Origin of the sequence: Halorubrum salinarum (genome assembly GCF_013267195.1) — an archaeon.
GTDB lineage: Archaea > Halobacteriota > Halobacteria > Halobacteriales > Haloferacaceae > Halorubrum > Halorubrum salinarum.
This window is the reverse complement of record NZ_CP053941.1, coordinates 376,041-401,656: the sequence shown is the minus strand read 5'-3', so window position 1 is coordinate 401,656 and position 25,616 is coordinate 376,041. Positions and strand designations below refer to the sequence as shown.

At 64.8% G+C, this 25,616-nt stretch carries 36 protein-coding genes and 1 tRNA gene; 20 read left to right on the top strand and 17 right to left on the bottom strand.

The features are described 5' to 3' along the window. Window positions 1-6 precede the first annotated feature (6 nt). Window positions 7-2,091, bottom strand: coding sequence for an ABC transporter ATP-binding protein (locus HPS36_RS02165; RefSeq protein ID WP_173228345.1), 2,085 nt, complete (start codon window positions 2,089-2,091; stop codon window positions 7-9). Window positions 2,092-2,575: 484 nt separating this feature from the next. Here HPS36_RS02165 and HPS36_RS02160 point away from each other — a divergent pair, with 484 nt between their 5' ends. From HPS36_RS02160 to HPS36_RS02120, 9 genes are all read left to right on the top strand, one after another. After that, the gene (locus HPS36_RS02160; RefSeq protein WP_173228344.1) at window positions 2,576-3,136 is read left to right on the top strand and encodes an SRPBCC family protein; all 561 of its coding nucleotides are present in this window, start codon (window positions 2,576-2,578) and stop codon (window positions 3,134-3,136) included. Between the two features lie 81 nt (window positions 3,137-3,217). Then, window positions 3,218-3,289: transfer RNA gene (locus HPS36_RS02155), tRNA-Ala, on the top strand. Between the two features lie 284 nt (window positions 3,290-3,573). Next, on the top strand, window positions 3,574-3,831 hold the full coding sequence (locus HPS36_RS02150) for a DUF7563 family protein (protein WP_173228343.1): 258 nt from the start codon (window positions 3,574-3,576) through the stop codon (window positions 3,829-3,831). Next, window positions 3,828-4,385, top strand: coding sequence for a hypothetical protein (locus HPS36_RS02145; protein WP_173228342.1), 558 nt, complete (start codon window positions 3,828-3,830; stop codon window positions 4,383-4,385). Before HPS36_RS02150 ends, HPS36_RS02145 begins: the two co-directional genes overlap by 4 nt. 36 nt (window positions 4,386-4,421) lie before the next feature. Further along, entirely contained in the window at window positions 4,422-4,991 is a 570-nt protein-coding gene (locus HPS36_RS02140; RefSeq protein WP_173228341.1) for an SAM-dependent methyltransferase, read from the top strand. Window positions 4,992-5,130: 139 nt separating this feature from the next. Next, the gene (locus HPS36_RS02135; protein ID WP_173228340.1) at window positions 5,131-6,030 is read left to right on the top strand and encodes an ASCH domain-containing protein; all 900 of its coding nucleotides are present in this window, start codon (window positions 5,131-5,133) and stop codon (window positions 6,028-6,030) included. Beyond that, a complete protein-coding gene (locus HPS36_RS02130; RefSeq protein ID WP_173228339.1) occupies window positions 6,027-6,503 on the top strand; it encodes a hypothetical protein in 477 nt (158 codons plus the stop codon). Before HPS36_RS02135 ends, HPS36_RS02130 begins: the two co-directional genes overlap by 4 nt. Further along, the gene (locus HPS36_RS02125) at window positions 6,503-6,877 is read left to right on the top strand and encodes a hypothetical protein (protein WP_173228338.1); all 375 of its coding nucleotides are present in this window, start codon (window positions 6,503-6,505) and stop codon (window positions 6,875-6,877) included. The genes HPS36_RS02130 and HPS36_RS02125 overlap by 1 nt, the downstream gene beginning before the upstream one ends. Beyond that, a complete protein-coding gene (locus HPS36_RS02120) occupies window positions 6,874-8,766 on the top strand; it encodes a DUF7845 domain-containing protein (RefSeq protein WP_173228337.1) in 1,893 nt (630 codons plus the stop codon). Before HPS36_RS02125 ends, HPS36_RS02120 begins: the two co-directional genes overlap by 4 nt. A 307-nt stretch (window positions 8,767-9,073) precedes the next feature. Here the strand turns inward: HPS36_RS02120 and HPS36_RS02115 are convergent, their stop codons facing one another. The 14 genes from HPS36_RS02115 to HPS36_RS02050 all read right to left on the bottom strand — a co-directional run bounded on the left by HPS36_RS02115 (window position 9,074) and on the right by HPS36_RS02050 (window position 19,427). Continuing rightward, complete coding sequence (locus HPS36_RS02115) at window positions 9,074-9,574, bottom strand: CAP domain-containing protein (RefSeq protein ID WP_173228336.1); 501 nt, start codon at window positions 9,572-9,574, stop codon at window positions 9,074-9,076. Between the two features lie 128 nt (window positions 9,575-9,702). After that, the gene (locus tag HPS36_RS02110; protein WP_173228335.1) at window positions 9,703-12,318 is read right to left on the bottom strand and encodes a hypothetical protein; all 2,616 of its coding nucleotides are present in this window, start codon (window positions 12,316-12,318) and stop codon (window positions 9,703-9,705) included. 19 nt (window positions 12,319-12,337) lie between these two features. Then, the gene (locus HPS36_RS02105) at window positions 12,338-12,712 is read right to left on the bottom strand and encodes a hypothetical protein (protein ID WP_173228334.1); all 375 of its coding nucleotides are present in this window, start codon (window positions 12,710-12,712) and stop codon (window positions 12,338-12,340) included. Next, window positions 12,709-13,059: a hypothetical protein gene (locus tag HPS36_RS02100; protein ID WP_173228333.1), complete on the bottom strand. Its 351-nt coding sequence runs from the start codon at window positions 13,057-13,059 to the stop codon at window positions 12,709-12,711. The genes HPS36_RS02105 and HPS36_RS02100 overlap by 4 nt, the downstream gene beginning before the upstream one ends. Further along, a complete protein-coding gene (locus HPS36_RS02095; protein WP_173228332.1) occupies window positions 13,056-13,451 on the bottom strand; it encodes a hypothetical protein in 396 nt (131 codons plus the stop codon). The genes HPS36_RS02100 and HPS36_RS02095 overlap by 4 nt, the downstream gene beginning before the upstream one ends. Beyond that, window positions 13,448-15,358, bottom strand: coding sequence for a hypothetical protein (locus HPS36_RS02090; RefSeq protein ID WP_173228331.1), 1,911 nt, complete (start codon window positions 15,356-15,358; stop codon window positions 13,448-13,450). The genes HPS36_RS02095 and HPS36_RS02090 overlap by 4 nt, the downstream gene beginning before the upstream one ends. Window positions 15,359-15,455: 97 nt before the next feature. Then, window positions 15,456-15,716 (bottom strand): hypothetical protein, encoded by a 261-nt coding sequence (locus tag HPS36_RS02085; protein WP_173228330.1) that lies wholly within the window; start codon window positions 15,714-15,716, stop codon window positions 15,456-15,458. Continuing rightward, window positions 15,716-15,961, bottom strand: a complete 246-nt coding sequence (locus HPS36_RS02080; protein ID WP_173228329.1) for a hypothetical protein — start codon at window positions 15,959-15,961, stop codon at window positions 15,716-15,718. Before HPS36_RS02080 ends, HPS36_RS02085 begins: the two co-directional genes overlap by 1 nt. A 38-nt stretch (window positions 15,962-15,999) precedes the next feature. Further along, window positions 16,000-17,121: a hypothetical protein gene (locus tag HPS36_RS02075; protein ID WP_173228328.1), complete on the bottom strand. Its 1,122-nt coding sequence runs from the start codon at window positions 17,119-17,121 to the stop codon at window positions 16,000-16,002. Next, window positions 17,122-17,703, bottom strand: coding sequence for a hypothetical protein (locus HPS36_RS02070; RefSeq protein ID WP_173228327.1), 582 nt, complete (start codon window positions 17,701-17,703; stop codon window positions 17,122-17,124). Next, window positions 17,700-18,020, bottom strand: a complete 321-nt coding sequence (locus HPS36_RS02065; RefSeq protein WP_173228326.1) for a hypothetical protein — start codon at window positions 18,018-18,020, stop codon at window positions 17,700-17,702. Before HPS36_RS02065 ends, HPS36_RS02070 begins: the two co-directional genes overlap by 4 nt. Continuing rightward, entirely contained in the window at window positions 18,020-18,496 is a 477-nt protein-coding gene (locus HPS36_RS02060; RefSeq protein ID WP_173228325.1) for a hypothetical protein, read from the bottom strand. The genes HPS36_RS02065 and HPS36_RS02060 overlap by 1 nt, the downstream gene beginning before the upstream one ends. A gap of 80 nt (window positions 18,497-18,576) precedes the next feature. Beyond that, window positions 18,577-18,963 (bottom strand): hypothetical protein, encoded by a 387-nt coding sequence (locus tag HPS36_RS02055; RefSeq protein WP_173228324.1) that lies wholly within the window; start codon window positions 18,961-18,963, stop codon window positions 18,577-18,579. A 29-nt stretch (window positions 18,964-18,992) separates the two neighbouring features. Then, the gene (locus HPS36_RS02050; RefSeq protein WP_173228323.1) at window positions 18,993-19,427 is read right to left on the bottom strand and encodes a hypothetical protein; all 435 of its coding nucleotides are present in this window, start codon (window positions 19,425-19,427) and stop codon (window positions 18,993-18,995) included. 114 nt (window positions 19,428-19,541) lie between these two features. Between HPS36_RS02050 and HPS36_RS02045 the strand changes: the two genes are divergently transcribed. The 10 genes from HPS36_RS02045 (at window position 19,542) to HPS36_RS02000 (ending at window position 23,487) form a co-directional block, all read left to right on the top strand. After that, window positions 19,542-19,766 carry a hypothetical protein gene (locus tag HPS36_RS02045; protein WP_173228322.1) on the top strand — a complete coding sequence of 75 codons (225 nt, stop codon included), beginning with the start codon at window positions 19,542-19,544 and terminating at the stop codon, window positions 19,764-19,766. Next, window positions 19,759-20,253 carry a hypothetical protein gene (locus HPS36_RS02040; protein WP_173228321.1) on the top strand — a complete coding sequence of 165 codons (495 nt, stop codon included), beginning with the start codon at window positions 19,759-19,761 and terminating at the stop codon, window positions 20,251-20,253. The genes HPS36_RS02045 and HPS36_RS02040 overlap by 8 nt, the downstream gene beginning before the upstream one ends. Continuing rightward, window positions 20,226-21,143, top strand: a complete 918-nt coding sequence (locus HPS36_RS02035) for a hypothetical protein (protein ID WP_173228320.1) — start codon at window positions 20,226-20,228, stop codon at window positions 21,141-21,143. Before HPS36_RS02040 ends, HPS36_RS02035 begins: the two co-directional genes overlap by 28 nt. A 208-nt stretch (window positions 21,144-21,351) precedes the next feature. Then, a complete protein-coding gene (locus HPS36_RS02030) occupies window positions 21,352-21,762 on the top strand; it encodes a hypothetical protein (RefSeq protein ID WP_173228319.1) in 411 nt (136 codons plus the stop codon). Further along, the gene (locus HPS36_RS02025; protein ID WP_173228318.1) at window positions 21,759-22,352 is read left to right on the top strand and encodes a hypothetical protein; all 594 of its coding nucleotides are present in this window, start codon (window positions 21,759-21,761) and stop codon (window positions 22,350-22,352) included. Before HPS36_RS02030 ends, HPS36_RS02025 begins: the two co-directional genes overlap by 4 nt. Then, on the top strand, window positions 22,345-22,545 hold the full coding sequence (locus HPS36_RS02020; RefSeq protein ID WP_173228317.1) for a hypothetical protein: 201 nt from the start codon (window positions 22,345-22,347) through the stop codon (window positions 22,543-22,545). The genes HPS36_RS02025 and HPS36_RS02020 overlap by 8 nt, the downstream gene beginning before the upstream one ends. Then, window positions 22,542-22,775 (top strand): hypothetical protein, encoded by a 234-nt coding sequence (locus HPS36_RS02015; RefSeq protein WP_173228316.1) that lies wholly within the window; start codon window positions 22,542-22,544, stop codon window positions 22,773-22,775. Before HPS36_RS02020 ends, HPS36_RS02015 begins: the two co-directional genes overlap by 4 nt. Next, on the top strand, window positions 22,768-22,983 hold the full coding sequence (locus HPS36_RS02010) for a hypothetical protein (RefSeq protein ID WP_173228315.1): 216 nt from the start codon (window positions 22,768-22,770) through the stop codon (window positions 22,981-22,983). Before HPS36_RS02015 ends, HPS36_RS02010 begins: the two co-directional genes overlap by 8 nt. Next, complete coding sequence (locus HPS36_RS02005; RefSeq protein WP_173228314.1) at window positions 22,980-23,282, top strand: eL24 family ribosomal protein; 303 nt, start codon at window positions 22,980-22,982, stop codon at window positions 23,280-23,282. Before HPS36_RS02010 ends, HPS36_RS02005 begins: the two co-directional genes overlap by 4 nt. Then, a complete protein-coding gene (locus tag HPS36_RS02000; protein ID WP_173228313.1) occupies window positions 23,266-23,487 on the top strand; it encodes a hypothetical protein in 222 nt (73 codons plus the stop codon). Before HPS36_RS02005 ends, HPS36_RS02000 begins: the two co-directional genes overlap by 17 nt. A 65-nt stretch (window positions 23,488-23,552) precedes the next feature. On the opposite strand, the gene HPS36_RS01995 is transcribed toward HPS36_RS02000, so the two are convergent. Continuing rightward, on the bottom strand, window positions 23,553-23,732 hold the full coding sequence (locus HPS36_RS01995) for a hypothetical protein (protein ID WP_173228312.1): 180 nt from the start codon (window positions 23,730-23,732) through the stop codon (window positions 23,553-23,555). A gap of 69 nt (window positions 23,733-23,801) precedes the next feature. Continuing rightward, window positions 23,802-24,389, bottom strand: coding sequence for a tyrosine-type recombinase/integrase (locus HPS36_RS01990; RefSeq protein WP_173228311.1), 588 nt, complete (start codon window positions 24,387-24,389; stop codon window positions 23,802-23,804). Between the two features lie 172 nt (window positions 24,390-24,561). On the opposite strand from HPS36_RS01990, the gene HPS36_RS01985 reads away from it, so the two are divergent. Continuing rightward, on the top strand, window positions 24,562-25,566 hold the full coding sequence (locus HPS36_RS01985; protein WP_173228310.1) for a Cdc6/Cdc18 family protein: 1,005 nt from the start codon (window positions 24,562-24,564) through the stop codon (window positions 25,564-25,566). Window positions 25,567-25,616 lie beyond the last annotated feature (50 nt).

Genomic DNA, 25,616 nt, shown 5'->3' with positions numbered 1-25,616 from the left:
CGTCCGCTATTCGAGCGTCTCCGAGTCGACCTCGCTCTCGGTCGCCCGCTCGACCGCGCGGTCGACGTGGCGCTCGCGGGCGCGCTCGACGAACTCCTCCGGCAGCTCGTCTATCTCTCCGGCCTGGACGCCCCAGAGCTTCGCGTAGAGCCCGTCCGCGGCGAGCAGTTCGTCGTGGGTGCCGCGCTCGACGACCTCGCCGTCCTCCAACACGAGGGCGGTGTCGGCGTCTGTGACCGTCGAGAGGCGGTGCGCGATGACGAAGGTGGTGCGGTCGGCGGCGAGGCGGTCGAGCGAGCGCTGGATCAGCATCTCCGTCTCGGTGTCGACGGCCGAGGTCGCCTCGTCGAGGATGAGTATCGCGGGGTCCTGGAGGACGACCCGGGCGATGGCGAGGCGCTGGCGCTGTCCCCCCGAGAGCTTCACGCCGCGCTCGCCGATCCGCGTCTCGTAGCCGTTCGGCAGCGACGAGATGAACTCGTGGGCCTCCGCGGCCTTCGCGGCCTCGACCACGCGCTCGCGGACCTCGTCCTCGTCGAGTCCTTCGGCGCCCGCCTCATCGATCCGCGTGAACCGCCCGTAGCGGATGTTCTCGGCGATGGTGCCGTCGAACAGCGTGGTGTCCTGCGCGACGTAGCCGACCGACGAGCGGAGGCTCTCGACGGTCACGTCGCGCACGTCGTGGCCGTCGACGCGGATGGCGCCGTCGGTCACGTCGTACAGCCGGAGGAGGAGCTTGAGCAGCGTCGACTTCCCGGCGCCGGTCGGGCCGACGAGGGCGACGGTGTCGCCCGGGTCGGCGGCGAACGAGACGCCGCGGAGGACCTCCTCCTCGGCGTCCTCGGGGTCGACGAGGGCGTTCTCGGGGTACGCGAAGGAGACATCGTCGTACTCGACCGCGCCCGCGACACCGCCGTGGTCGGGGCCGCCGGCCGGCGTGGCGCCGCCGTCGTTTCGAGCCCCGTCGTCGCTCCGGCCCTCGCCGCCGAGTTCGACCGCGTCGTCGGCGTCCTCGATGCGTACCGGGATGTCGCGCAGGCCGAACACGCGCTCGCAGGAGGCCTTCGCGTTCTCGTACTGATCGATGATGTTCGAGACCTCGGCGAGCGGGGCGACGAACTGCTGCGTGAGGAGGACGAAGGTGACGAACGTCCCGACGGTCAGCTCCGTGGAGAACGGGCCCGGCGGGCCGTTCGCGAGCCAGTAGCCGCCGACCGCGAAGGTGGCGGCGAAGGCAAGCCCGGCGAGCAGCTCCATCCCGGGGCGGTAGACGTAGTTGAGCCGGAGGATCGACATCGTCCGCTGGAAGTACGAGAACGAGGCGTCCTCCACGCGCTCGCTCTCGTGGGCCTCCGTGTTGGAGGTCTTCACCAGTTCGACGCCCGACAGCGCGTTTTCCAGGGCGGTGTTGAGGTCGCCGACGACGGACCGCTGGGCGGTGTACCGCGGCTCGACCGCGCGCATGAACCAGAGCGTGAAGAGGAACATCAGCGGGATCGCGGCGAGGGTGACGACGGCGAGCTCGTAGTTGTAGTAGACGAGGACCGTCGCGATCCCGACGAGCATCACGCCGAGGCGGGCGGAGTTCTGGAGGGCGTTGTCTAAGAAGACCTCCAGGTTCGAGGCGTCGTTGTTGAGGACGGACATGACCTCGCCGGTCTGCTTGTCGTCGAAGAAGGTCATGTCGAGCCGCTGCATCTGGTCGAAGGAGTCGGTGCGGACCGCGTGCATCACGCGGTGCGCGAAGTTGTTCGCCGCGATGCCGTAGACGTACGTGAACACGCCCGTCACGATGAACGACCCGAAGATGAGCAGCACGGAGAGGCGGAACTGCGCGCCGTCCCCGGTGGGGAGCCACGCGTCCGGAACGATCGGGAGCGTGTAGGGACCGGTGCCGGTGAAGACGGCGTCGATCGCGACGCCGAGGACGACCGGCGGGATCAGCCCCGCGACGCGGGCGACGATGTTGGCGACCATCCCGACCACGAGCCAGTGGGCCTCGGAGGCCCCGTACTCGCGGAACAGCCGTCCGAGGGGTCGATCCACCCGGTCGCGGTACACTTCGAAGGCGTTGCGCTCGTCGGCAGCCATGGGCGTACGAGCGCCGCGACCCCCATGTATCCGGCGGCTTCGGCGGCCCGTTCCGGGTTCCACTCGCCTCGGTTCCTGCCCACCGATTAGTTATAAATAACCGACCGAGTGCGGTGGCGCGTGCCGACGAGGGCCCGGAGGGCGCGAGTCGCACGCGCGAGGGAGTCGGTGGTCCGGAGCGAAGCGGAGGACCACCGACGAGGCTGGGGAGGTGTGAGGCGCGGTGCGGTCGCTGTTGGGTGGGACTCAAAGGGGCAGTCGCGAGGACGACGACGCGCGACGCAAGGACCGCAGGGAGCGTAGCGACCGAGGACCGCAGCGAGCGCATCGAGTCCTCGCGACTGGGGCTTTGGAGGCAGTCACGGCCGATCTCTCGTCGGCTACTTGTATATCAGCGTCCGGAGATCCGACAGCGACTGTCACGGAAAGGCCGACCAAGTACTGTCGCCGGACCGTTTAATAAGCGCCGCGCGAACCCGAGTACGTGGACGAACTCGTCGTGCGAACGGAGGTGTACGCCGACCCCGTGGAGGTGTACGAGTTCCTGCTGGACTTCCCGCAGTACGCGAACTACTCGGAGTACCTCCGCGAGGTCCGCACCGTGACCGGCGACGGCGGGCCCGGGACCCGGTACGCGCTCACGTTCGCGTGGTGGAAGATCTCCTACACCGCCCGCTCGGAGGTGACCGGCGTCGATCCGCCCGCCCGCATCGACTGGGAGATCACGAAGGACATCGACGCCGGCGGCTGCTGGCGGGTGACGCCCGCGGCGAGCGACGACGCGAGCGACGACACGAGTGACGACGCCGACCAGAGCGACGACGCCCCCTGCGAGGTCGCGCTCGAAGTCCAGTTCGACCCGGGCTCCGCCAGTTCGGACGCGCTCGATCTCCCGCGGCTGGTCTCGTTCGACTGGGTGTTGAAGAAGGCGGTCCCGCTGATCCGAGACGAGGCCGAGCAGGTCGTCGAACGGGCCGTTCAGGACTTGGAGGGATCGAGGCGGGACGTGGACCTCGACGTGTACGTCGACTCCGATCGGATCTAACCCGTTCCGGGGCGGGCCTGCCTCGCGTCGGCGAGTCGAAGGCCTTAATATATCCAGCGGGGAACGAACGGATGCGTTCGCGGGCTCGTAGATCAGTGGTAGATCATCCCCCTGGCACGGGGAAGGCCCGGGGTTCAAATCCCCGCGAGTCCATCCCGATTCCTCAGTCGTAACGGTTGTTCCCAAGCACACAGTAGAAACGCTGTTCTCCCTCCTAACCGGAGAACAGCGTTTTGACCCCCTCCCCCGAGAAAACCGATTAGCCTCGGGGTCCGAACGCGCGTCGACGCCGTCGTGCGGTCGTCGTGGGGGTGAGAGCCGATGACCGCGTCAGAGGAAGTGGTCCTCGACCCGGTCTGCTGCGAGTTCTGCGGACTTCCGATCGATGAGGGCGAACGCGACCAGTGTCCGGCTCTCGACGAGGGGGAGTGCCGCCCATGATGCGCCTCGACCGCGACTCGGGCGAGGCCAGCGAGTGCCTCAACTGCGGACGGCACGTCTCCGAGAGCTTCTGTCGCGTTCACGGTGACGAGCAGGACCGCGCGCACCGCTGTCTCGGCTGCGACTGCTTCCGCCGCGTCTCGAAGGGGAGCGCCGCCGACGTCGCCGTCGACCTCGTCGATCCACAAGACGATCCGAACCGGAACCGCGGCCAGCGTGTCGGTGCCGCCCGCACCGACGGAGGTAGCCGATGAGTGGCACCACGCGCAAGCCGTGGGAGATCACCGGCAGCGCGCCGCTCGAACCAGACGTCGGCCCCGTCGACGACGGCGGTCCCTGCGGCATCGGGCAGTGCGACCGCGATGCGACCTACCGGGTTGCGTGGCCGCACTTCGGATCCGACGAGGCGCTCTGCCCGTTCCACCTCTGCCGGTTCCGCGCTCACCACGGCGAGGTCTGGAGCCAAATGCGCGAGCTCGACGTCGAAGATCCCGACGCCCACGCGGTCCGCGGGCAGCGATTCGTCACGCTCGACGAGGTGCCCGACCAGGTCGCCGTCGACGGCGAAAAGATGAACCGGGTCGCCCTCGGCGTCGACGGCCTCGCGCTGTTCGACAGCGCCGAGCCGGACGACGGGATGGTGCTGTTCGCGACCGTTAACCGTCGCCTCGAACCCGTCGAGTCGACGAAGGTCGCCCGATCACAGGCGGGTCGCTTCGTCTTGTGGTATCGCGACCACGAGGGCGTCTACCGCTGGGATCCGGACGCGCAGGCCGCGCTCTACGGAGGTGAGCCGGCCGATGTCTGATAGATCCGCCGATGAAGTTGAACGGAGGTGCCGCTGATGGGCGCGCTCGACGACGCGGCCGACGCCGAGCGCGACGGCTACGACGACCTTCAGATGTCGTACCACGCTGTTCAACCGAACCGATGGACGTTCCGCTCGGACAAGATCCGCCGATGGGTCGAGGAGCGGCTTCAGGGGCGCGTACTGAACGCGTGCGCCGGTCGGACGAAGCTCGTCCATGACGGCGAGATCGTCCGGAACGACATCGACGAGGACCGCGACGCGGACCTCCACGTCGACGTTTGCGAGATCGGCGACGAGCTCGAGGCAGGCTCGTTCGATACGGTGGTCTACGATCCGCCGTTTTCGCAGTATCAGTCGAATCGCAGCTACGAGGGCCGCGAAGTCGGCGACGACGCGCTCGCGAAACGGCAGTTCGACGACCTGCTCGCGCCGGGCGGGCGGTTCATTCAGTTCGGGTTCACGACGACCGGGATGCCGATGTCTCTCGGATACGAGCGCCGCGAGGTTGCCGTTTTCAACACGCTCGGACGCATGAACGATTATCTCGCGGTGGTCGACGAGAAGCCCGGAGAGTCGGCGGCGGAACCGAGGTGGTTCAAGTGAGCGATCAATCCGGAGACGAAGCCGATCGCGACGCTCCGTGCCCGGACTGCGATAACGGACGCGTGACGGTCTCAGACGACCTCCACGCGACGTGCGACAACTGCGATGCCGTGGTGTTCCGGGAGGAGGTCGGTATCTGATGCTGTTCAAGGAGTACCACATCCCGATGATCCGCTCCGGGTCGAAGACCGTCACGCGCCGGGAGTGGGCCGAGAACTACCACGGCCCGAACGTCGGGACGGTAGTCGCCGCGAAAACCGACCTCTTGAAGCCGGACGAGAAGTGCGACTGCTTCATCCGGATCACCGGGAAGCGGGAAGAGTACCTCGGTGAGATCACCGAGGCGAGCGCCCGGCGCGAAGGCGACTACGACGGCGTCGAGGACTTCCGCGACGGCTACGAGGAGGTCTACGGCGAGGACTCGTGGAGCGACGACAAGCAGGTGACGGTCGTCGAGTTCGAGTACGTCGGAGAGACGCGCCCGGGCGAGGAGACCGAGCAGACGCAGCTCGTCACCGACGGCGGTCGCGAAGTAATTCCAGCCGTGGCTCCGCAAACCGACGGCTGGGCCGACTCGGGAACGCGAGAAGCGCAGGCTCATCCCGGTATTCACGGGACCTACCACCGGCACGATGTCGTCGAGTGGTGGGAACCGTCGAGTTGCGAGTACACCGCCGACTACGAGCATCCGGTCTGTCCAGTAACCGAGTGCGCCAGCGGCGACGACGGCCACGAGTGCCGGGTGATCTGCGAGCGCATCGATGTTGAGGGCGGCAGTGGCGCGTGGCGGTGCGCGCACCACGGTTACTTCCGCGTGTTCGACTACCCCGAAGAACGCGAGCAGGAGACCGAGCAGGCGACGCTCCTCGCGGACGGTGGCCGTGTTCAAGACACTGAGGGCGTTGATCGTGACCGAGCCTCGATCGCTCGCGAGCACCTCCTCGGCGCCACGGTGTGGGCCTACGGCGGCGGAGCGGCGCGCGTCCGACCGTGGACGACCCCCCGAGACGTGCGGATGCCCGGGAGGCTGGACCCATGAGCAGCGACACCCTCGCTGCCGCGAAGCGCGCCGGCGAGAACGCCGAACACGAGGTCTTCGATGTCGTCGTCGAGCTCGAACCCACCGCCGACAGCGAGCACTACGACGCAGTCGCCGAGACCGCTATCTTCCCACGCACTGACCTGCCTTTCGTCGGGATCTGTGTCGTTGAAGCCGGGACCTTCGTCGAGATCAAGAGCACGATGGCGGTCTACGGGAGCGCACAGCGACGCGGGCGCTTCAGCCTCCGCGAGACGCAGCACGAAGCGCTCCTCGACGCCGGCGGCGTCTACTTGTTCGTGGTCTGCGAGCCGCGGCCGGCCCGGCCGGCGATCGCGATGAAGGTCGTCCCCGCGACGACCGTTGACCACGTCATCGACGAGACCTCCAGCTGGAGAGAACGACACGATGGGCGCGGACGGGAGACACAGCTCGCCTGGTCGCGTGTTTTCGACGTCGACGAGGTGGAGTGATGCGCCTCGATCAGACCATCCTCCGCCGACCGATCGCACGGTGGGTCGACGGCGAGAAGGTCGCCGCGAACCCCGTCACGAAGGACGTCGTCGTCGACTCAGTCGACACGCATCTGGTCCCGCGCCGTCGGATCGACGGCGTCCATATCGACCGCGTCAGCTCGGAGACCGTGCCGGTCCGCGGCTATCGCGACGGGCGGTACGTCCTCGCGATCGCGCCGGAACACGCCTCCGTCGATGTGTTCGATCCGAGCGATCGCGACCCGGGCGAGCCCGCGCTCGACGTTACCGAGCCGTGGGTCCCGCTCGTCGCCGTGTTCGCCGGCGCCGAGTCCGGTGCCGTGGTCGTCCCCCGGAAGGAGGTGGAGCTTTGAGCGACGACTACCTCGAACCCGGGCCGCAGGGCGACCTCGACGAGCTGCTGGGCGATGCCGAGCCCGTCACCGGTGAGGACGAGGATTCGATCGAGGGCGTCGTCGATTCTGACGAGGCGCGCGAGCTTCGCGACGCCGCTAGCGAAGGGACTCGGCAGGTCCATCCCAGCAGCCCGGAGGCGACCGAGTACCGGACGTTCGACGTCGAGGGGCCGATCGAATGCGTCGAGCCGCGTGTTCACGCGTTTGGCGCTCACCTCCTGTTCTCGCAGCCCGAGACGAGTCAGAACGGTCACCCCGGCTCGTTGTCGCCGTACGACGCGATCGTCTCCCAGTACGAACCCAGCATCGCCGACGACGTCGGGTCGTTCGTCTTCGGCGACGAGCTCTGGGAGATCAACCCGGACAAGACAAAGTACTGGTCCGGCGGCATCGCTGCGCCGATGCGACCTTACGAAACGTTCAACGAGTACCAGATCGCCGTCCGGGCGCAGGACGGTCTCGGTGAGCGGAAGGCGTCGTTTCAGTTCCGGCCGTCGCTGCCGGACGCGCGAACGGCTGACGGCGAACGGATCGGGTCGATGCCGGAGGATCTTCCGTACGGGCTGCGTGTTCAGGCGAACTCCAGCAACTTAGAGCCGGACGAGGTGATCCCGCTGCTTCGTCGACTCGCGGAGGAGCTCGACATCAGCACCCACTACTTCCGCGAGGAGTGCGTTCACGAGCACTCGAACGCCTACCAGATGGAGATGTACCTCCGCCTGGACCGCGGCGCCGGCGAGCAGCACGTCGCCGGGCAGGGCGCCGTCCTCGACCAGCTCGCGCTCTTCGGTTCGAACAACCGTGGGAAGGGCGAGTACAAGTGGGACAACGAGAAGGTCGTCGGCCACCGGAACGCCGTCGCGCTCGATGAGTCGACCTGGAAGAAGCTCACGGAGAAGCCGAACGGCGTCGGGAAGCTGGTGAAGTACTACCACCCGGAGTTCGCTAGGTCCGAGGAGACGTCGTCGGCCGACGACCCGCTCTCGGATCCGAAGCTCGAGCTTCAGTGGTCGAAGGACTACTCCGACCGAGCCTCGGTGCCCTGGAGCGAGGAGGGCGCGTTCGACGTTGAGGCGCTCCGGACGGAGCTCGACGAGTCGCTCGTGAACGTCCTCCTCTGGGCAGGACTCCCGACGCGCGCCGACCCCCGCGTCTACACGGCGGATCACTACTTCGAGGCGACCGAGTCAGAGCGAGATCTCGACCTCGTGGACAACAAGATGCCTAGCGTCCGGGAGGGTGAAGAGCAGCAGGCGGTCGCGCACTTCGCTCGCGGCGATGCGACCGAGTCTGAGCGCTCCGTGCTGGCCGCGCTGACCGACGGCGGCGACGGCGCCGGCGTCGACGAGCTCGCCGAGCTGTCGGACACGTCTCGCTCAACTGTTTACCGCGCCGCCGAGAAGTTCGACGACCTCGTCGAGGTCGCGAACGCGAAGATGTCGTTCGAGGACAGCCTGATCCGCGAGAAGTTCCAGGACCTGCTGAACACCTTCGAGGACGTCACGGACTGGGTAGTCGGTGGTGTGCGCCAGCTCGCGTCGGCGGAGACGGAGATGATCGACCAGGACTCCGCGCTCGCACGCTGGGCTCGGCGCCACGGCATCTCAATCACCGAGTCCGTCGATGGGATGGTCGTCGATCTCGGCGGCCAGCCGCTTTCGCGTGTCGAGCTCGTGAAGCTCATCCGCGCAGGCGTTGACGCCGCGGAGGACACGGGCTCGATGGCGTACCGGAAGTTCATCAGCGGTGAGTTCTCCTGGACGGAGAAGGAGAAGGGACGTCGGACGGGTCAGCGCCCGATAAACCGCAACGGGGACGTTCTCTTCTCGTCGAAGCTCCCCCGCTGACCACCGACAGTTGAGTGGCAACACTATCCTGCCCCCTGTTTCTTGTCGACCTCGTTACGTTTTGAGTGATATCTGAGCCGATTTTGCTCTCGATCGCGCTCGCGATCGACGTCGACGTCGTCGTGAGCGCTGCCGCTGGTCAGTGTTCGATCCCACGGGCTGGGACGGACCCCTTAGGGAGTGTGCCTAAGGGCACCCCCTTCGGGGGAAAATACACAGCAACCGCTTTCAGAAGTTCCACCTGAAGCACTCGAAACAGGGGTTCGCCACGCGCGAAAAATTGAGCCCCTTCTCGGACCGTGTTATCTCAAACACCGCAGACAATCAACGATGCGTAGACCTCATCATCTTCATTGATTGTGACGCCAACTCCAACACCACCCCAACGTGGATTCATTATCATATCTCTATTCGGTTCTGAATTCATCCAGATCTTCACCAACATCTCCGCGGTCTCAGATGCGTCCTCGACGTATATCGTCTCATTCTCCAACTCAACAGACTCAAACACGTATGATTTTGCTACAGTTTCACCACCGGGCTCGCAACCAATTGACCCGAGGCTATTTCCGATGCTCCAGTTACCGGCGATGTTAGAAATTTCTCCAGATTCATTCATTACCTCGGTATGCCTACTTGCCAACTCATCAGCCGCTTGGAGTTCAGTAAGGTTGTTTAAATACTGTTTTGAACGCTCCGAGTTGATCCTTTGAACCATTTCATCTTCAACTTCCTCTTCAGAGATCGGTTCGGGTCCAAAATCGTAACCAGTTCCAGATTCCAAGACAGCGATTCCACCGACGATCACCAAACCGATCAATCCCAGGACGAGATAAAAGAGAATAGTCCCTTTGATTGAGCGCACAAGAAAACCTTTCAACCCCATAGCTAGCGATAATACGTCAAAGATTGTATATCTATGGTTGGATATACTTTCTAACCTCTTTCAAAGAATTCCTCCAGTTCTCTTTCTACCTCGGTTACGGAGGCAATCGGATTGTCGAAGGTACTCTCAATGAAGTTTTCCGGGACTTCCCCTTCTTCAGATTCGCCATCAGCCGAAAACTCTGGTAGGCCTCGGCGCCCTCGGCCTCTACTTCCAACCCCTCCTGGTAATGCTCTCGCTATTCGCTCACTCGCAGTAGTTGCGGTTGATCCGGCTGTGCTGGCCGAACTGGCACGCGATGCCGAGGGCGCTGCCGATCTCGGCGTCTGGCGCGGCCCCGTCCCGGTCCGGGTGCCGACACGCTGGCCGGGGCGGAGACCTGTTCTCACGCCTGGGCGCGTACCGAGACCAACACCGCTCGGAACGGCACTCGATCGCGTTCCCGTCGCAGTCCCGAGACCTTGGTTCAGGAACGCGTCCGCGGACGCTGTAGCGGTTCCTGTGGTCGTTGCGGCCTGCGTTCCGGTGACCTGGTCCGCGAGCGTCGTCGTGGCCGTCGTCGTGCCTGTTTCGGTCGCTGGCCGCGGCGTCGTGATGTCGAGGCCCGAGGCGGGCTCGATTACGCTACCGTCTGCGTCGACGAGCTGGCTGGGAGCTCGAGAGCCGCTTGCTCCCGTCGCCGCCGCGGCACCGCGAGCGGCTCCCGACGTCGACGTAGCGGTTGGCGTGACATCCACCGTGGTCCGGAGGTCTGCCGTCGGGACGTTGTTCGCACGCTGTAGACCGGCCATCTCCCGCGGAACGTTCTGCCCGACGCTCTGCGTCCGTGTCGTCGGTCGAGACGGCCCGGCCCGCGGCGGTCGATCCGGATCGATCGTCGGCCCGCGTCCGCCCGTCCCGATCGGGTCCGCGCTTCGCGGGTTGTCGACGAGGTCTTCCGTGACACGTTGCTCTCGAGTCGCTTGGTCACGGAGTATCTCCTGGCGTTGGGTGAGGTCTTCCTGTCGCAGGTCGGCTTCGAAGTCGCGACCGCTCTGCGCGTCCGAGAAGTCGACAGTATCCCGGGAACGCTGGCTTCCGATCTGCCCCTGGGCGCGGTTGGCCCGACGGAACTCCGCGAGATCGGCGTCGAGTCGTCGTGTCAGCTGACGCGCTCCCGACGCGGCGCCACGAACACCTCGGAAGCCTGCTCCACCGGCGACGCCCGTGGCGACGACTGCGGTTCCGACCTCCGCAGCTTCTTGCGGATTGTCTCGGGCCGCCTGAGCCACGTCGACAACCGCTCCGGGCGCGGCGCGCGCACCAGCCTCAGCGGCGTCGAGAACTACCTGAGCGCCTTCAGGGCCCTCATCAGCGACGAAGTCCGCCACCTGGGCGCCAGCACTGCCGAGGTTTATTAGATCGCGTCCGGCGGCAGCCGGATTCGCCAACTCCGTCGCGGTCGCGGCACTACCCCGGATGAACTCGCTATTCGCCGCTGCGGACAAGCCGCCGACTCCTGGTGCTACCGCTTGGGTACGGCTCGGATCGCTCTCGCGGATCTGGTCTGCGAATGTGTTATTGATGTCCTCGGCCTCGGTATCCAACCGGTCCGCTACACCACCGAGAACACCACTATCCGGCGAGTCAGTTCCGAACAGCGCGTCCGCACCCCTTCCGATCGCGTTCCCGACCGGGTTGTTCGCGAGCGTGCTCGCCGCCGTGCCCGTCACGGTCGCGAGCGCGCCCGGCGATGTCGAAGTGTCAGTCGATGCTGTTCCCGAACCACTCCGAGACGGGAGGTTGAAGGAAGTCGTGTCTACGTTTCCTCCCAGACCGGCCCCGACTGAGGTACTGTCCGACGGGAGAGTGTCGCGCGGAACGTCGGCCTCGGCGATCACCTGCCCGTCCTGCCGGCTCAGTTCAACGTCCTCGGCCTCGACGCCCAGCTCGTCGGCCACCTGTCTCCGCGCGGCCTCGCGGGCGACGTTCACGCCGGGGATGCCGCGGGCGGGGTCGCCCTTGAACTGCTGCTCGAACTGTCGCTCGACGTCGGCCTGCGCGACCAGTTCGCCGTCTTGCTTGGAGATCTCGACCTGCGACGGGTCGACGTCGAACTCCTCGGCCGCGTCTGAGCGGAGGTCGCTTCGCTGCTGGTCGATGACCTCCTGGGCCGCGTCGTCGGCGAGCGTCGCCTGCCCGTCCGAGATCTCGATGTCGGACGGGTCGACGTCCCGGCCGAGTTCGTCGGAGAGCTCGCTCGCGGCCTCGCGGCGCGCCTGACGCTGCTCGAATGCGCGCCGCCGCGAGCGGATCGCGGCTTGGTCGACGTCGACCTTCTCGACGCCGGCTTCGGTCACTTCGACGGCGACGTCACCGGGACGCGCGAAGCGACTCTGCCCGGCGACGTCCTGCTTGACCCGCGAGGCGATGTCCTGCCGCGCGGTCTCGGCGACGCCGACCTCGATACCGGGGCCGCTGTCCTCGACGTTGAGGTCGTCGGGTCGGATGTACTCCGAGTCCGCGGTCTGTGCCTGCCGGACATCCTGTTCGCCCTCGCCGCTGAGTGCGACCGTGTTCCGGTTTCGCCGCTGTTGGACGCGTACCTCGCCCGGGTCGGTTCCGAGGCTCTGGGCGGTCTGCTGGCGCCGCTCGGTCGCCTGCTGTCGTCTCTGCGCTCGGTTCATCTCCGCACCGTCGTTGCTGTTAGTTCCTCGTGGCATGGTCTGTTTTTGTCGAGTGGAACGGTCTCAGAGCTGTACTCAGGTCGGCCCGCGACGGCGCTCCGAAGAGCAGCAGCGCGCTCGTGACCACGAGCGCCGTCACGGCGCGTCCGTCGCCGAAGGCGGCCCACATGGGCCCGGCGAGGAGCAACGCCGTCAGCGTCGGCGCGAGCGCGACGAGCGCCTGCTGTGCCGCGCTCGCCGGCTCGAAGTCGACGTGGCACGTCGAGCCGTTCGGCTTCACGACGATCTGCGCGTCGAGGCCGACCAGCGCGGCGGCGAACGAGTGAACGCCCTCGTGGGCGATGCCGATCGGCATCGTGAGGATCTGGCCGATCATCCGGAAGGCGGGCCTCATGTACCCACCTCCAGGATGTAGCGCTGGCCGAAGGCGAAGATCCCGGCCACGACGCCGACCAGCATGATCACGAGCCCGATGCGACTGAACTGTCCGGGGAGCGCCGGGATCAGCATCGAGCCGACGAGGATGGTCCCGAGCGTCGGGGCGGCTGGCTCGAAGTCGCTCGCGATGTAGAGGCTGATGAGCAGCCCGAACGCGACGACCATCGCGAACATCTCCATGGTCCCGAACGCGGCGCCGGCGTCGCCGATCAGACACGAGAGGAGGTCGGCCTCGGCCGGACTCGAGCCGGACGTGTAGCAGCCGAGGTCGGTCGCGCCGACCGACAGGACGCTCCCGATCATGACCAGATCCTCCCGGAGCCGAACTGCGCGGCTCCGAAGATCACGACGGTCTGAAGGAACAGTCCAAGCGGGTATGCCGCCCAACGCGGCGCACCGAGGTTCTGTATCTCGATCGGGAGCAACACCACGAGCCTGACGTAGCCGAAGACGATGGAGAAGCCGCTGATGATGAAGCCGACGAGGTTGTCGCTCCCGCGTGCGTCGGGGTTGAACGATTCGTCGTCTCCTTCCTCGAGGATGTTGTCGTCGGCCTCCTCGGCGAAGCGGTCGCCGGAGCTGAGGTCGGCGGTCGGACTGCCGACACCGAAGATCGCGCCGACGCCAGACAGCTGAAAGATGAGCACGCCCGTCGCGAACGCGAAGACGAGCAGCACCGCCCACGCTGTCCTCATGGATTCCCTCCGGCTGCGGCGAAGAGGCCGCTGGCCACGAATCCCAGCCCGATGAGGACTTGGTTGATCGCGACGACACCGATGATCGAGAGCGCGAACGCGACCGAGAAGGCGACGATGCCGGCGTGACGCGGTGACAAGATGACCACGCCACCGAACGAGGCGACGATGGTGATCATCCCAAGGATGTTGAGCAGGCCGGCGTCGATGTTCCAGTCGTCCGCGAGTTCGGGGACATCGCCGACGATCCGCTCGCCGTCGATTACGATCCCGTTTCGGTCGGCCGAGTACTCGATACGGTATGAGTCACCCTCCGAGTGGTTCAGATCGGACAGCGGCACCTGTTCGCGGACCGTCTGGACCGGTCCCGAGAGCGTCGAGTTGCGGACGAGTTCACCGTTCTTGTAGATCTCGACTGTAAGCTCGTCCGTCTCTGCGGAGTCGTCGGCGAATCGGTAGTCGATGACTCCGTCCTCGTCGTTGAGCACCGCGGAGAAGGCGGTCCCGGTGTCGTCGAGGCCGGGGAAGTCGACGGAGCCCACAGTCAGCGTCTCCTGTGCCGCGCCGGCTGCGAGGTAAGACCCCAACAGCCGGGTGTTCCCGTCCTGGTTCTCGACACGGAGGCGGTACCGGTCACCGGTCGCGAGCGTCGACGCGGTCCGGCCGGTCCCACCGAACTGCTCGCCGTAGATGACCCGGTACTTGGTCGTCCCGTCGATCTCGATCGGACGCTCGATGAACAGCGTGGTCTCACCTGGATCGAACCGGCCGCTGTTGTCGTCGAGGACCCAGTCGACCTGTGAGGCGTCTGCCGACTCAGGTAGCAGGAACATCCGCTGCTGCTCGAGGATAGAGTCGATCGCGATCGACCGCTGGAAGTAGCCGTCGACATCGGTCGACGCGATAAGCGGCTCGTCGACTGGGAGACCGGTCATGTCGACCGTCCCGTTCGTGGCCGTTCGGGTGATCACCTCGCCGGACTCCCGACCGAAGAACCTAACCTCGATGTCGGATTCCTCGGTCACGAGGGTGTTCGGCGCGCTCTCGTTCCGCAGCTCCAAGACCTCGGGCGTCTGGAAGCTGAACGTCTCGCTCTCGACGACGTTTCCGTAGCTGTCCTCGACCCGGACGCTCCACTCGTTCGTTCCTGAGACCGGGTTGTCGAACGTCTCGTTGACCGTCTGGTTCTGCGTTATTGTCTGCGTGCCGAGTTCTGAGCCGTCAGACTCGTCGTAGAACGTGACCGTAAGTTCGTCACCCTCCGACGTGCCGAAGTCGGGGTCGCTGATGTCGATGCTCAATTCGACAGGCGAATTTTCTATTAAACGACCGCCAGTCGGTTGAGGATCACTCAGCGTTGGTTTATTTACATCTGATGTGATCTCAACCGTTACCTTCCTCACGTTATACGGCTCACCATCGTAAATATCCCCATTGACAACTGAGGCATTTATTCTGACACGGCCATTTTCAGACGTATATGGGAGATTAGGGCTCAAATACCGCGTCCACTGGTGACCGTTGTTTGGGTCATCAACCGTCACCAGATACTTTCCTTCTGGATAGTCGCCGTTGAATGTGATATTCTTTTGACTATCAATCGGCTCAGTGTCGACAAGCGTTCCGTTGTAGTGCCTGAGATATACTGTCGTGGCTGTGTCAATCGGTCCGTAGCCGTTAACATCGTCTGATAGTGTGACCGTTAGGCTAACTTGTTGCGTGTTCGGCGGGTAATCAGACAGACCGATCTGAACACCCCTTTCACCCTCGTTTAGCGAACCAGATGACGAATCATGAGCTGGTGTTTGTGCCGTCTCAGAGAGAACGACAGTCACACCAGATACTGCTCCAGAAAAAATAGCTAATAGAACAAGTCCGATGAGTAGCCTGCGGTTGATTGTTCGCATTAGTCTCCGACCTCCGCTCGAGCCGCGACGGTGTTCTTCGCGTCCTCGTGAGCGTCGCGAAGCTCACGATCTCGGAGACGCTCCAGGTCTTCCGGCGTCATGGTCCCCTCCGTGCCGTCTGGCGGGCGCGTTCCTGCTCGACGGGACCCCAGATCACGTACCCGATGTAGATGATGTAGTACGCGCCGATCGTGACCGGGACGACGAGGTTCAGCGTGTCCCACGTCGAACTGAACGGGCCCTCGAACTGGTTCACGATGTCGCCGAGGTAAGGCTGCGCCCAGACCCACATGATCGCCGCGAAGCCGGCGGTGATGACGCCCTCGATGGAGAACACCATCCGGCGGATCTGGCTCATCATACACCTCCGCCGAGCTCGCGCTCGACGAGCGCCGCGGCGAGTATGAGAGCGACTACACCGAGCAGGAGGAACAGGAGCAGGCTGTCCCCGACCGCCGTGGCGTACCGGTAGACGGCTGTCTCCTCGCCGCCCGGTGCCATCGCCATGATCGCCGCCTGCTCGCCGATGATCGGCTCGACGAACAGCGCGAGCAGGACCGCGACGCCGATGAGTAGGGCTCCCTTGAAGTAGTAGCCGTACACGGGCTACCCACCTCTGTCTCGGTCAGCGGACGCGATCATCAGGCCACCCCCATCAGCGTCGTCGTCGCGTCGAGCATCAGCGGGATGTTCGCGCCGCCGCTCAGGTTGGCCGCGCTCTCGCCGAAGATCGCGGCAAGGATGTTCGGACCGAATTCCCACAGGAGAACGAAGCCGAACGCCGCGAGGACGATCTTCAGCAGCAGCGACTTGTTGTCCGTCCCGGCACGTCCCGCGAGGAAGCCCCGGGTCTCCTGGTTCTTCATCTCCTCGGCGGAGGTCTTCGTCAGGTCCATCTCCTTGTACTTCCGTCCGGAGATGCGCATCCCGTCCGCGGCCGGATTGTCGGGAGACAGGTCGATGGCGAAATCGTCGAACGCCTGGTGCTGGTGCGGGTCGAGCGTGATCGGACCGGCCTGCGCGCCGCCGTCAGCCATCGCGGCCTTCCCGTCTCCGTTGGTGTTGGCCGAGATGATGTTCTGCTGGAGCGTCGCGTTCGTCACCAGCGGCTCGACGTTCTCGAGGTCGAGCGCCTCGGAGACGCGCATCTTCAGCGGGTCCGCGGTGTGCCACGCGGCCTCGTCGCTGAATATCACGTCGGCCTTTCCGAGCCGCTCGACACCGCGACCCTCGGCGCCGGGGTCCCACACCTTCTCTTCACCGACGGCCTTCCACCCCGGCTTCTCTCCGGTGTCCTCGCCCTCGTGCCACTTCGTCGCGACGGGCTCAACCTTCCCCTGCTCACGAAACACGAAGTTCACGACGTCCGCGCCCGCCGCCTTCTGGTAGCGGACGACGCAGGTCTCAATCGCGCTCTTCCAGAACTTCTCACCGATAAACGGCAAGAACTTCGTCACAGTGTACACCAGCGCCGACGCCATCGAAACGAGGAACGCGATAGACGCCCCGAGTGCGCGTCCGGAGAGTTCTCCGACACGCTCGCCGGCTGCTCTCGCCCTCGGTTCAAGGGCCTCTCGTGCGTCGGAGATCCCATCGCGCGCCGTCGAGGCGCTTTCCGCGATGCTGTCGCGGGCGGATGTCGCGCTCTCGGTGGCGTCGAAGCCGCCCGAGTCGTCGGGGTCGGCACTCCGCACTTCTCGTTCGTCGTCCGATTCGTCCAGGATGTCGTCGTCGATGAGGTCGTCGTCGAAGTCGTCGGTCATCTATCGGGTCACCCCCGTAAGCCGCTCGCGCATGCTCTTCTTCTCCTGTTCGCTGTCCTTCCGGACGTTCGTCTCCGTCGTCGCCTTGGTGAGCGCGTCGAGCCCGCGGCCGTTGACCGAGAGGCTCTTCCGCGTCGTCGCCAGCTCCAAGGCATCCCTGATGACGCGCTTCTCGTCGTGGTGTTCGATCGGCGCGTTGTACCCCTCGGCGTCGGTCCCCGCGACGCCCTGCCAGAAGGCGTGAAGCTCCGGGTTCTTCTTCAGGAGTCGGCCGGGTTCGCTCTCGGCGATGATCCGCTCCGCTTTGTTCGCGTCAAGCAGCTCGCTCTTCTCGACGAACGAGCGCTCGCGGTCGCCGAGGATCTGCGGCTTCGCGAGAACCGGTCCGACTTCCGCCTGGATCCAGTCCCAGACTGAGGTGTCCGTGTCTGGGTCCGCGATCTCGGCGTAGAAGCCCGGGTTGAACTTCCGCTGGGCAACCTCGGACTGCTGTTGCTGGATGCCGACTCGCTCGCCTTCCTGTTTGACTGCCGATGCTGTCCGGTCGTCGAGGTCCGGTCGTTCCATCTGTTTCTGACTCATGATCTGTCTGGTTCAGTCGGGTCGTTCGCGTTCGATTCCGGGGGGTAGAGACCGAGGTAGTAGAGCACGAGGACGAGCAGGCTGAACACCGCCATCCCCGTGACGAAGAGCTGGAGTTCGAGCGGCGCGCCGACCGGGACCGTCTCGCCGGTCTCGGTCAGCGTGAACACCGCGGGCGCCGTGATCGCGAGGATCCCCCACGCGGCCGAGGCCGACGCGGTCGTCAGGTAGACGCGACGCTTCGGCGCGCCGATCGCGTACGAGTACGTCGCTCCGCTCGCGAACAGCGCCAGCGCCAGCCAGAAGGCGACCCACATCAGGACCACCCCTCGTCGGCCAGCTTGAGCCCGAGAAGCCCCGCGACGAACAGCAGCAACCACGGGAGCGCGGTCGTGAACGGGACGAGGAACTCTTGGCTCGTCTCCGACTGCGCCGGCGCGTCGAGCGCGCGGTAGTCGATCTCCCCGCTCTCGCCCTCGATCGTCTCGTCACTGGCGAGCCATTCGAGCTCGCCCGTGCGGTCGTTCCAGCGGTAGTCGGTGCCGGCCTCGAGGCGCGTCCCGTTCGCGTCCCGGACTGTGACCGTCTCGCTGTACGCGTCCCCGCGCTCCGCGACCGACTGGGGCTCGTCGTAGTCGATGGTGATGCTCTCACCGGTGACGTTCGCCGCGAGCTCGCCCGCGTCGGACTGGGCGGTCGAGCCCATCGACGCGGACAGCGCCGGGACGAACAGCACCAGCATCACGGCGAGCGCCAGCAGGGAGATGGTCGAAGCGGCGGCGCGGTCGCTCACGGCCACCACCTCGGTCGATTCTCGAATTGTAGTTGTGGCCTCTGAGCGCGCATGTGTGGAAAGAAGCGACTGCCGGACCGCTAGGTCCGGAACATTCGAACTGCCGTTCCTCCGGCGAGCGCCAGCATGCCGAGGACAGCGAACGTCAGCGCTGCGCCGCCGACCGATTCAATCGTGCCGAAGACGTTACCGAACGGCCCGGTGTACGAGCCGTTCTCCGTCTCGATGATCCCGATGCTGAACAGCTGGTTCAGGAGGACGAGGCCGAGGGCGATCGCGAAGATGCCGCCGACGATCTCGTTGATCATCCCCGACATCATCTGGTCGAGTCGCTCGACTCGCGTTCCCTCGATCGCTTGCTCTGCCGCTTTGTGGCCCTCAACGCTGGCCGTCGCAGCCGTCGTTTCGGCCTGCTCGACCGCCGTCACAGCCGTCGTTTCAGTCTGCTCGACCGCCGTCGTCGCCACCGAGGCAGATGCGGAACGGACCGACATGATTAGGTCCGGAACATTCGGACGGCGGTGCCGCCGGCGAGCGCCAGCATGCCGAGGACGGCGAACGTCAGCGCCGCGCCGCCGACGCTCTCGACGGTGTCGAAAGTCCCCGAGAAGGCACCGTCGCTGGTGTTCACGATGCTGACCTGGAACAGCTGGTTCAGGAGAACGAGACCGAGGGCGATCGCGAAGATGCCGCCGACGATCTCATTGATCATCCCCGACATCATCTGGTCGAGCCGTTCGAGTCCGGCCCGCCGGACGAACTCATCGGAGGCTACGTCCGCCTGGAAGGTCACCTCTCGCTGGTAGTCCTCGAGGTTGTCGGCCACCTGCTCGGACGCGTCAGCGACGCGGTCAGTAACACTCTGCTCCGTCGGGTTGCCCGGCGACGCCGGCGGATCCGCCATCCCGGAGTTCATGGCTGTAGATGCCATGAATCGCGCTATCTGTCCGGTTGGGTTAACCGAACTGGAAAGTATGAATCTCTGTTTGAGTCGGTGTTTAAACATTAGTTTAGATTTAAATGGGGTAGACGAAACCGCCGGCTCATGGGACGAGACCCAGAGGCTGACGGCCTCCAAGCGCTCCGGCGTGACGGGGGCGGCGGAGACTCTCCGCTCAACGAGCAGGAACGGACCGTACAGAAGCTCGGATCGAGTCTGTACGTGAACCTCACCGGGTACGTTCGGGACACCCACGGCATCAGTAAGGGCGACGAACTGCGTGTCGCGACGTACTCCGACGGAATCTGGATCGGGTTCGACGATGAGTGAGCAGGCCGACGAGGGAGATCGGCGGCCGAAGCAGATCATCTACGACCACGAAATGGCCGCCCTCTCCGCCGTCCGGGAGTACCGACGGTTCAAGCTCAGTCCGATGCCGGTTCCCGACGACGTGGTCCGCGAGCTCGCCGAGCGCGCTCTCGGCTATCGGGAGGTGCTTCACAAGTATCGCGAAGAGGACTCGCTCGATCCCTCGTGGGAGGAGCGAGACATCCACTGGATCGAGCAGAAGCAGAACGAGGTCGTCACCGTCGAAGAGCCGTCGCCGCGCCGGAACGGGAACAGCCGGGCGGTCCAGAAGCCCGCCATCCTCGCGGTCGATCCCGAGCAACTCGTGCGGGTTATCCGACGTCTCGAGGACATCGCCGACGAGCTCGGATTTACCGCGACGACGTCGAAGTCGACGCACCGGACGGAGATTGACGAGGACCTCATGAAGGAGGTGGAACAATGGCGTCAAGAGAATCTCGAGGCGTAGAGAACTTCGACGGCGACGTGAAGTCGCCAGTCGACATCTGGGCAGAGTACCCCGGGTTCACCGAGTCGAAGCTCTTCCACGAGTTCCTCGCCCGGCTCACGTCGAACCGGGATATGCACGTCATCGTGACAGCCGCCGCGGAGACCGGCGTCGGAAAGACGACGCTGGCTTTCGCCCTCGCGATGCTCTGGGACATGTCCTGGTGGGACAGCGAGAAGGCGACGTTCTCTCCCCGAGAGTACGAGGTGATGTACGACGAGGTCCCGCCGGGCTCGGTGCTGCTGCTCGACGAGGTCCAGCGCGCGGCCGACTCCCGCAGAGCGACGTCGAGCGACAACGTCGAACTGAGTCAGGCGTTCGCCGAGAAGCGATACCGGCAGGTGTTCGGGATGATGACGGCGCCCTCGAAAGGCTGGGTCGACGACCGGATCGGCGGCGACAGCGCCGACTACTGGATACAGGCACAGGAGACGCCCGAGGGGCGCCCGAAGGGCGAGGCGAAGGTCTACCGACTGCGGAACAACGAGCACTACGAGAGCAACTACAAGACGCGGGTCGAGACCATCTCGTGGCCCATCCTCGACTGGCATCCCGAGTTCCAGAAGCTGGACCAGATGAAGGTCGAGCGCGACCAGGAGCGGACGGAGAACAAGTACGTCCACCGCCGCGAGGTCGAGGAGCTGAAGAAGAACTACTGGAACAAGTGCTCGAAGAAGTCGCGGTACCACCTCGTTCGGGCGATGAACCAGTGCGGGATGACCCAGAGCGAGATCGGGGAGGTCCTCAGCGCCGCCGAGCGCGACTCCGACGGAGACATCGAGGCGCTTAGCCAGCCACGGATCTCTGACCTCGTCAACGCGGACCGATTTAGCGAGGTGTACTCCTCATGAGGCCGTTGATATCCTCGGCGGTGAAATCGCATGACCGGAGCGAGAAATCATGTATTGATAGATGGTCGACGCCCTATATCTATATGTTATCGTGCGCTAAGGGGATTCTCACTTCCTCGCTGATACCCCGGGGGGTGGGTCGACGCGGAGAATCGGCCCGATCTGAACCGACATCAACCGCAGATCGAGATCGATCTGGAGGTAGCCGATGAGCCAGTCCGGCTCTCGTCTCGGTCAGCTGCGAGACGACCTCGCTGCCGACATCGAGGTCGCGCGCTCGATGTCCGTTGGTGACTGGGCCCGCGCGCTCGTCGATACGAGCCTGTCCGCCGGCCTCGTCACTCGGACCACCATCCACTCGTGCGTGTACGCGGTGAACTACGCCGAGCCCGGTGCCGAGATCTCGACATCCTTCGGTGAGAGCCCACTCCGCGCCGAGCCCTGGACGCGGTGGGACAGGCTCCAAGCCGCCTCGGTGTCGCTCGCGGTCGCCATCTGGCTCGTCGGCGAGCTCGCCCTCGAGCAGCACCCGCCGCATATCACCGCGATCGTCCTGACGCAGGCGTCCGTGCTGGCTCTCGATCCCGTGGTCGCGCTCCGAGAGGTGGTCGCGTCATGACGGCCGAAGAGGCATCGGCGTTGGATCGTATCGTTGAGGCTGACCCACCGACGGCAAGGTTGAATGACGCAGTATGGAACAGTCTCGCGGTGTCGTTCGGGGCGCTGGCCACACTGACCGCGCTGGCTGTCGGCGCCGAGACCGGGGCCTTCCCGCAGTGGGCGGAAGCCCTACCCACACTGGTCTGGGCGTTTCTGACGGTCACCTTCTTCGCTTGGATGCGCCCCGTCTCAGTGATGTTCCAGAAGTTCATGAACGTGTTCCGAGACAGGCTCGACATCGGTCACCACGCGCTCATCTTCCTCCTCTTCTGGATCGTGAGTACAACCTTCGTCACACCAACCCCCGGTTCTGAGCTTCCGAGCTTGCTGGGGACCTTCATCGGACTGGGCGGCCCGATATTCGGTGCGGCCGAGTCGGCTAACGAGATCATCGAGTACGCACTTCGGCGCCTCGGAGTCGACGTCGACAACTCGAATAGCGGCGATCAGCGGACTGTTCATGAGCGCTACGTCGACGGCGACATCGATGAGGACGAGCTCGAAAAGGAACTCGAGCAAGAACTCGAAGGGGTGGTTGAGCGTGAGTGATCAGGTGCGCGAACTCATCGCGATGACCTGGATCGCCGCTCCCCCAGCTGCGTTCTGCCTCCTTGGGTCCGCGTACTACGCGGTCACCAGCGAGGTGTGGGCAGCCGTCGGCGGGCTCGCGGCCCTGTGGCTGGTCGTGCCGCTGTTTGTCCTCGACGAGCGACGCCGGAGTGTCGGAGGTGAACCGGCGTGACGGACTCGATTCACGAGCTCTTCGCCGACCTTCGACGTGGATACCGCGCGGAGTGGGAGGCACGGACTACCTACGGGAAGTTGCTGTTTCCGGCGTGGGCGGCGTGGCAGGCGTTCGAGCTCGCATTTCTGTTCGTGTTCCTTGGCGGACTCGCGTTGTTCAAGCGGGTTGTTGACCGGATGGAGCATTACGGCCGAGAGCCGCTATTCGAGGTGTACGAGGATGAGTGACTGGCTGCGCGACTACCGCGAGGCCCTGTACGTGCTTTTTGCGGTCACGGTCGGGTTGCCAGTCGGGCTCGCCATTGAGGGCACGTCGCTGTCGGTTGTCGCGAGCGCGGTCGCGGCTGGCACGCTTGGCACCGGACTCGGGCTCGCGCTCGTGTACGCGTTTCGTGACCGCTGGTGGATGCGCGACCTGTGGGGTGTCGAGCGATGAGCAGTTCGGCGTTCGCGTTCTTCCCGGTGATCGTGGTAGGGCTCTTCTTCGGGCTGATATTCCTGATGACGCCATTTAGCAACGTGCTAAACGTGGTCACGGTTCCCCTCGGCTACGAGTTCTCTAGCTGCCCGTACTGTCCGGAGTTCACTATCGAGAAGATCACCTACCACGAGTGTGCGAAGTGCGGGGAAGAGCACGGCCGGGGTGTCAGCGGGGCCGCCGCCTACCGTGACGGTCAGAAGTACCGGTTCTGTTCAAACGATTGTCTCGGGGAATGGGATGGTCCGGAAGAGTAGTTCGGCGTCGGAGTCGGTCAAGAAGCTCGGCCTCCGTGGCGTCAGGGTGGTCGGGCGGGTCGCAGCACTCGCGTTCGCGATCGGCTTCTTTGTCGTGCTGCCTGTCTCCGCGATAATCGAGGGGCGCTGGGTGGCGTTGTTTCTGTGGATACTCCTGATAACGCTGATGTGGATCGGGAACACCGTCGCGCCGCGTGAGATATAGTTGTCCGCGAAGCACCGACTTGCGGACACTCTCGTTTCACGTTTCTATACAAGCGTGAAGCGCGTCTAGCTCTTTGCTGCTGGTGCCTCTGATCTTTCTGGGAAACATCTGGGACATGGTTCATATCCCATCTTCTCAAGTTCATCCGGGTCACTGGTCTTGGAGTCGTTGAAAGGGACGACCGCCATCAGGGGCGAATCACAGTTCTGTTCGTGGTAGAGTTCCTGACTGAGTTTCAGGCCCATATCGGTTTATCGCCGACTACACACTTAGTTTTCATTGTGTACACATGGATCAAAGGCACACGCGTGGGCCTACAACCAGTCCACCTTCTCACGCGCTCGGCGCTGCGCCGCCGGGGAGTAGGTCCCGTTGTAGTGTTCGAGGAAGGTCTCCAAGTCCTCCCACCCGCCCCAGTCGAGAACGAGTAGAGGGTCTACCTCCGCGTCCGCGAGCGCGCTGGCCCACGTTCGGCGGAGGTCGTGCGTACTGAGGAACTGCCAGCCGATGTCATCCTCCTGCTCGGCGAGCTGCTCGCGGGCGTCCTGGAGCCAGCGCCGTAGCGACCGCGTCGACGAGACAGACAGGACCGGTTCGTCACTCGGCGCGTCGCGGACGTCGCCGATCGTCTGGATCCGCATCGCGAGGTCGCTCGGCGCCGGCGTCTCGCGGAACTTGTCGCCCTTCCCCTCCCAGACGCGAACCACCCAGCCGGCGTCGGTCTCGACAACATCCTGCGGGCTGACGTCGAGGATCTCAGCCGAGCGCAACCCGCACCGCGCGCCGAGCGCGAACGCGATCGTCTGCTCGGTGTCGTCGGCCACCGCTTCGAGCTTCTCGACCTCGGCCTCGGAGAGCCAGACCTTCTTCCCGTCTTCTTCCTCGTGGGGCTGTAGATTCATGCGTCCGGCTGGCGCGTCAACCGGACAAAAAGGTACGGGTCGGGTGGGGTTCCCGGCGTGATCGGGGCAGGTTCGAGGCCGATCGTGTCCGACTCTCCACCAGTTCCCGGACGTCGACCACTTTCACCGTGGACGGATCGATTACTAAAGTGATACTGGACAACTGCGAATCATGATCCAAAACGCCCGTGTTCTCAAGGAGAACTGGGTCCCTCAGGAACTTCACCACCGAGAGGGGCACCTCCAGCATCTCTCTGCTCAGTTGAAGCCGCTCGCGCACGGTCTCGGCGCGGAAACCGTGATGATCACCGGCTCCAGCGGCACCGGTAAGACGACGATCGCGAACTACATCGTCCGGCAGCTGGACCAAGAGGTCCTCGGTATCCGCTGGGGATACGTGAACTGTATCTCGGAAACCTCGATGTCGGCGATCGTCTACTCGCTCGTTCGCGACGCCGGTCGTGCGAATGACCTCAGGAAGAAGGGCACGCCGACGTCGACCATGTTCGATCGGCTCCGTGACCTCGACGACCACTTTGTCGGCATCGTCGATGAGGTCGACGTCCTTGACGACGAGCAGACCATCCAGGCGCTCTGGGAGATCCCGAACGTGACCCTCGTGCTGATTTGCGTCGACGAAGACGACTTCTTCGCCGATCTGGACTCGCGCGTTGCCTCCCGGATCCGCGGTGCGACGAAGGTCGTCCTAGAACGGTACCACCACGACGAACTCGTGGACATCCTCTGGAGCCGGATCGACGCCGCCCTCGCGACGGGTGTCGTCGACGAGGAGGCCGTCGAGACGATCGCCGACATCGCCGCCGGCGACGCCCGCCACGCAATCACGTTGCTCCGCCGGTCAGTCCGGGATGCCGTCGAGCACGGCGACGAGACCCTGACCGTCGACAACGTCCAGCCGGTCCGCGAGGAGGCTCGCGAGGAGATTCACGAGCGCCACGTCGACACGCTCGGGACGCACCAGCGGCACCTCTACGAGATCATTAAGGAGGCCGGCGAGATCCGCGCCTCGGAACTACACCGGCGCTACGAGGTGCGCGTCGCCGACCCTCGTGTGAAGAGTACGCGGCGGAAGTACCTACAATCGCTGGAGCACTACGAGCTGATCGAGTCGACCGGATCGACTCGCGATCGTCGGTACCGATACAGCGAGCCCTGACTTTCGATATTCCGATAATCGCAGGACGGCCCCGCTTTCGATATATTCGA